Here is a 3,763-nt window from a genome sequence, read left to right as displayed (position 1 = left end):
GCTACCGAAGTGGATTGCACGGCGTTCGGGTACAGCCGGGTGGCCGAGGGGCGGGCGTTCCGGGAGCTGAATGTGATTTGAAGGGGAGGCGCTAGGCCGCTGCCTGCCTGCCCTCGCCAAAATACCGCTGCAGCCAGCCCAGCGCCCGCGCCCAGCCATCGGCATGTTCGGCCGCGGCTTCGGCGAACCCTTCGAAACCACCGTGGCAGATGGTGAGCCGGGTGCCGGCGGACGTCGGCTCCAGCAGATAGGCCACCCTCGTTTCGTGGCGGCCGAGGGTCGGATGGTTCCAGTCATAGCGCCGGGTCTGAACGATCCGGCGCGGCGTCTCGATTTCGAGGAAGGTTCCGCCGGCGGGCAGGCGCCTGCCGTCCGCCGTCTTTACGATGACGCTCCAGCTGCCGCCGACGTGCAGCTCGGCGGCCCAGGCGGTCATCCGGTAGCAGTCGGCAGAGCTCCACCAGCGCTCGACCGCGTCGGTGACGAGCGCTGCAAAGACCTGTTCCGGCGGCGCGAGAATCTCGGCCGATGCCATGACCGTCCGGCTGTTCGCCATGGCTCTCACAGCCAGCTGCTCCGGGTTCACATCGGCCTCCGTCAATGGTCGCTTCGTTGCCGAAACCAATCATCAGGCGCTCAGGCCGCCTTCGACGGCGGGCGGTCAAAACCCTTGCCGGTCTCGAGCAGGCTCTTCAGGCTGGCCAGAACCAGCGGCCAGCCCTTGGCGACATTTTCGATCAGCCGGTGCGGGCCGTCGGCCTCGTGGGTGACGGCGAGCTTCGTCAGTTCGCCATCCTGCTCGATTGCGAAGGTGCAGCGCGTATAGCCGTCTTCCCTCACCTCGGGCAGCCATTCGTTGCGCCATTTGATGACCAGGCGCCTGGGCGGGTCGATCTCCAGTATCTCGCCCGAGTCGGCAATGCTTCCGTCGGGGAAGATCAGCTTCCAGCTTGAGCCCACCTTCCAGTCGCTCTCCTGATAGGAGCAGAGGAAGAACTGCCGGTTGAACTCCGGGTCGGTTAGCGCCGTCCAAAGCTTTTCAGGCGTGGTGCGGATATAGGTGACATAGACGAAGGTGTTGTCGCTCACGGCTCTTCCCTTTCCAGTCGTTTCTTCAGGTCGCTCAATGCATCCAGCCGATGGCGCTCGAACTTGCCGATCCAGCGCTCGGCGATCTCGTTGATCGGAACCGGGTTGAGGTAGTGTTCCTTCTCTCGGCCCCGGCGGACGGTGGTGACGAGGTTGGCCTCTTCCAGGATCGCCAGGTGCTTGGTCACCGCCTGGCGCGTCATCTCCATCCGCTCGCAGAGCGCGTTCAGCGTCTGCCCGTTCCTTGCATGGAGGCTGTCCAGCAATTGCCGGCGGGTCGGGTCGGCCAAGGCGCGAAAGACGGCATCCATGCTCATCGCTTTAATATGCAACCATTTGGTTGCATGTCAAGCAGGGAGACAGATCGGGCGATCACTTGCCCGTGAGTCGGTGAGGAATATGGAGACGGATCAGCCCTTGCGGGAGAACCAGAAAGCGTCGGGCATGCGCCTCATGCCGATGCGCTCGTAGAAGCCGACCGCGTTGGGCATCGAGATCAAGCTGATGGCGACGGCGGGACCGAGCTGGCGGCGGGCCTCGTCCATCAGCCCCTTGCCGATGCCGAGCCCTTGCGCCGATCGGGAAACGGCAAGCTCGGAAATGTAGCAGACCCAGGAGAAGTCGGTGACGCCGCGCGCTACACCGACAAGCGGCTTGCCCTCGCTGTCGAGCCGCGCCGTCAGCACCAGGTTGGCGTTGCCGAGCATGGTCTTCAGCCGGGCCTCGTCGTCGACGGGGCGCGTCTCGCCGAGGCCAGATTCCACCAGCACACGGCGGAACTCGGCGACGTCGAGCGCCGGCTCGCTGGCATAGAGGACGCGGCATGGTTCCGTCATGGTCGCAAGACTGCACCAGCGGGCCAGGATTTCGAAGTCCTTTTTTGAGCCCGATCCGCGCACGAACAGTTGCCTTTCATTTGCCGCCGGCTTTGTGTAAACCGTGCGCCAGCAAATTCCCGAACGACAAGAAGACGGCAAGGACCATGGACAAATTCACCAAGCTGACCGGCGTCGCCGCGCCGATGCCGATCGTCAACATCGACACCGACATGATCATCCCCAAGGATTATCTGAAGACGATCAAGCGCACCGGACTCGGCACCGGCCTGTTCGCCGAGATGCGCTACAAGGAGGACGGCTCGGAGAACCCCGACTTCGTGCTCAACAAGCCGGCCTATCGCAAGGCGCAGATCCTGGTCGCCGGCGACAATTTCGGCTGCGGCTCGAGCCGCGAGCACGCGCCGTGGGCGCTGCTCGATTTCGGCATCCGCTGCGTCATCTCGACCTCGTTCGCCGACATCTTCTACAACAACTGCTTCAAGAACGGCATCCTGCCGATCACCGTCAGCCCGGAAGACCTGGACAAGCTGATGGACGACGCCTCGCGCGGCTCCAACGCCACGCTGTCGGTCGATCTCGAGGCCAAGGAAATCCGCGGGCCGGATGGCGGCGTGGTCACGTTCGACCTCGACGACTTCAAGCGCCACTGCCTGCTCAATGGGCTGGACGACATCGGCCTGACCATGGAGAAGGCCGGCGCCATCGACTCGTTCGAACAGAAGAACGCCGCGCAGCGCCCGTGGGCCTGATCGTCTGTATCTGAATGCTTAAGCCCGGCCACGACAGGCCGGGTTCGTGCTGCGGCTGAACGGAGGGACAGTCATGACACGCTCGCTTCTGGCCGGCGCCTGCGCGCTGGCGGTGATCCTGCTGCCGATGGCGGGCGCGCATGCCCAGACCGACGCGGTGCTGGTGCCGGCCGACGATGCGTCCGGCGGCGCCGCCGACCAGGGCGCGTCGAGCACCACCGATGCGGCGCCGGCCGACGAGGACAAGCTGGCGCCGATCCCGTTCGAGGGCGGCCAGTTCACCATCACCCAGCAGGAGGAGTATGGCGAGAAGGTGCTGGCCTATGACGGCAAGCAGCTCGCCGACAATTACGACGTCTTCTTCGACAAGATTGTCGAGGTCGGCGGCGTCAAGGTCGCACTGTTCGATGTCGGCGATGGCGGCAATCAATGCGGGCCGGCGAGTGTCATCGCCTGGAAGCCGGAAGGCGGCGAGATCCAGACCACCACCGTCGAGCAGGACGAATGCGGCGCGCCGCCGGCCGCGGTCTCCGACAGCGCCATCTACTATGTGCCCTTTCTGCTGCCGGGCGAGACGAGAGCGGCGCTGCAATGGTCGCCGACGGAAGGGCTGACCACCTCCGGCAACCTCACCTACACGCCGGAATCCGGCACCGACTGGAAAGATGTCGACCCGTCGAAATACGACAACATCATCGACGCCTTCCACAACGAGGCGGTCTACAAGGCGGCGCAGACGGTGCTCGGCGACACCATGCCCGACATGGCGACCAGCCTGCTGGTCGGCGGCGGCACCGAAAACACCGCATCCGGCGCCTTCTACGCCACCGGCTGCGTGCCGCATGATTGCGGCGGCAATGACGGCTTCATGGCGGTCGATCCGGTCAAGCACAAAGTCTATTTCGCGCGCCGCGGCGACAATGGCGAGCCACAGGGCTGGCCCGACCTGAAGACGTGGCCGGCGGATATCAAGAAAGCGTATGACGACGCGCAGGGGTCGGCGAATTAGCCCGAGCCTCTATTGCTAGGTCGCGTTCCTTCGCGCCCCCCTCTGTCCTGCCGGACATCTCCCCCACAAGGGGGGAG

The 3,763-nt window shown here is 64.7% G+C and carries 6 protein-coding genes; 2 read left to right on the top strand and 4 right to left on the bottom strand.

Annotation, left to right across the window (positions count from 1 at the left end; genetic code table 11):
• Positions 1-91: 91 nt before the first annotated feature.
• From EN742_RS27715 to EN742_RS27700, 4 genes are all read right to left on the bottom strand, one after another.
• On the bottom strand, positions 92-601 hold the full coding sequence (locus EN742_RS27715; protein ID WP_245455301.1) for an SRPBCC family protein: 510 nt from the start codon (positions 599-601) through the stop codon (positions 92-94).
• A 35-nt stretch (positions 602-636) separates the two neighbouring features.
• Positions 637-1,089, bottom strand: coding sequence for an SRPBCC family protein (locus EN742_RS27710; protein WP_126057387.1), 453 nt, complete (start codon positions 1,087-1,089; stop codon positions 637-639).
• The gene (locus EN742_RS27705; RefSeq protein ID WP_126057388.1) at positions 1,086-1,406 is read right to left on the bottom strand and encodes a metalloregulator ArsR/SmtB family transcription factor; all 321 of its coding nucleotides are present in this window, start codon (positions 1,404-1,406) and stop codon (positions 1,086-1,088) included. The genes EN742_RS27710 and EN742_RS27705 overlap by 4 nt, the downstream gene beginning before the upstream one ends.
• 93 nt (positions 1,407-1,499) lie before the next feature.
• Positions 1,500-1,925, bottom strand: coding sequence for a GNAT family N-acetyltransferase (locus tag EN742_RS27700; RefSeq protein ID WP_126057389.1), 426 nt, complete (start codon positions 1,923-1,925; stop codon positions 1,500-1,502).
• Between the two features lie 146 nt (positions 1,926-2,071).
• Between EN742_RS27700 and leuD the strand changes: the two genes are divergently transcribed.
• Together leuD and EN742_RS27690 are read left to right on the top strand one after the other, a co-directional pair.
• Positions 2,072-2,677, top strand: a complete 606-nt coding sequence (gene leuD / locus EN742_RS27695) for a 3-isopropylmalate dehydratase small subunit (RefSeq protein WP_126057390.1) — start codon at positions 2,072-2,074, stop codon at positions 2,675-2,677.
• Between the two features lie 73 nt (positions 2,678-2,750).
• Entirely contained in the window at positions 2,751-3,686 is a 936-nt protein-coding gene (locus tag EN742_RS27690) for a hypothetical protein (protein WP_126057391.1), read from the top strand.
• Positions 3,687-3,763: the final 77 nt, after the last annotated feature.

Source organism: Mesorhizobium sp. M4A.F.Ca.ET.020.02.1.1 (assembly GCF_004022645.1).
In the GTDB taxonomy this organism is placed as follows: Bacteria; Pseudomonadota; Alphaproteobacteria; order Rhizobiales; family Rhizobiaceae; genus Mesorhizobium.
The sequence above is the reverse complement of the archived record's forward strand: the minus strand, read 5'-3'. Positions and strand labels throughout refer to the sequence as shown.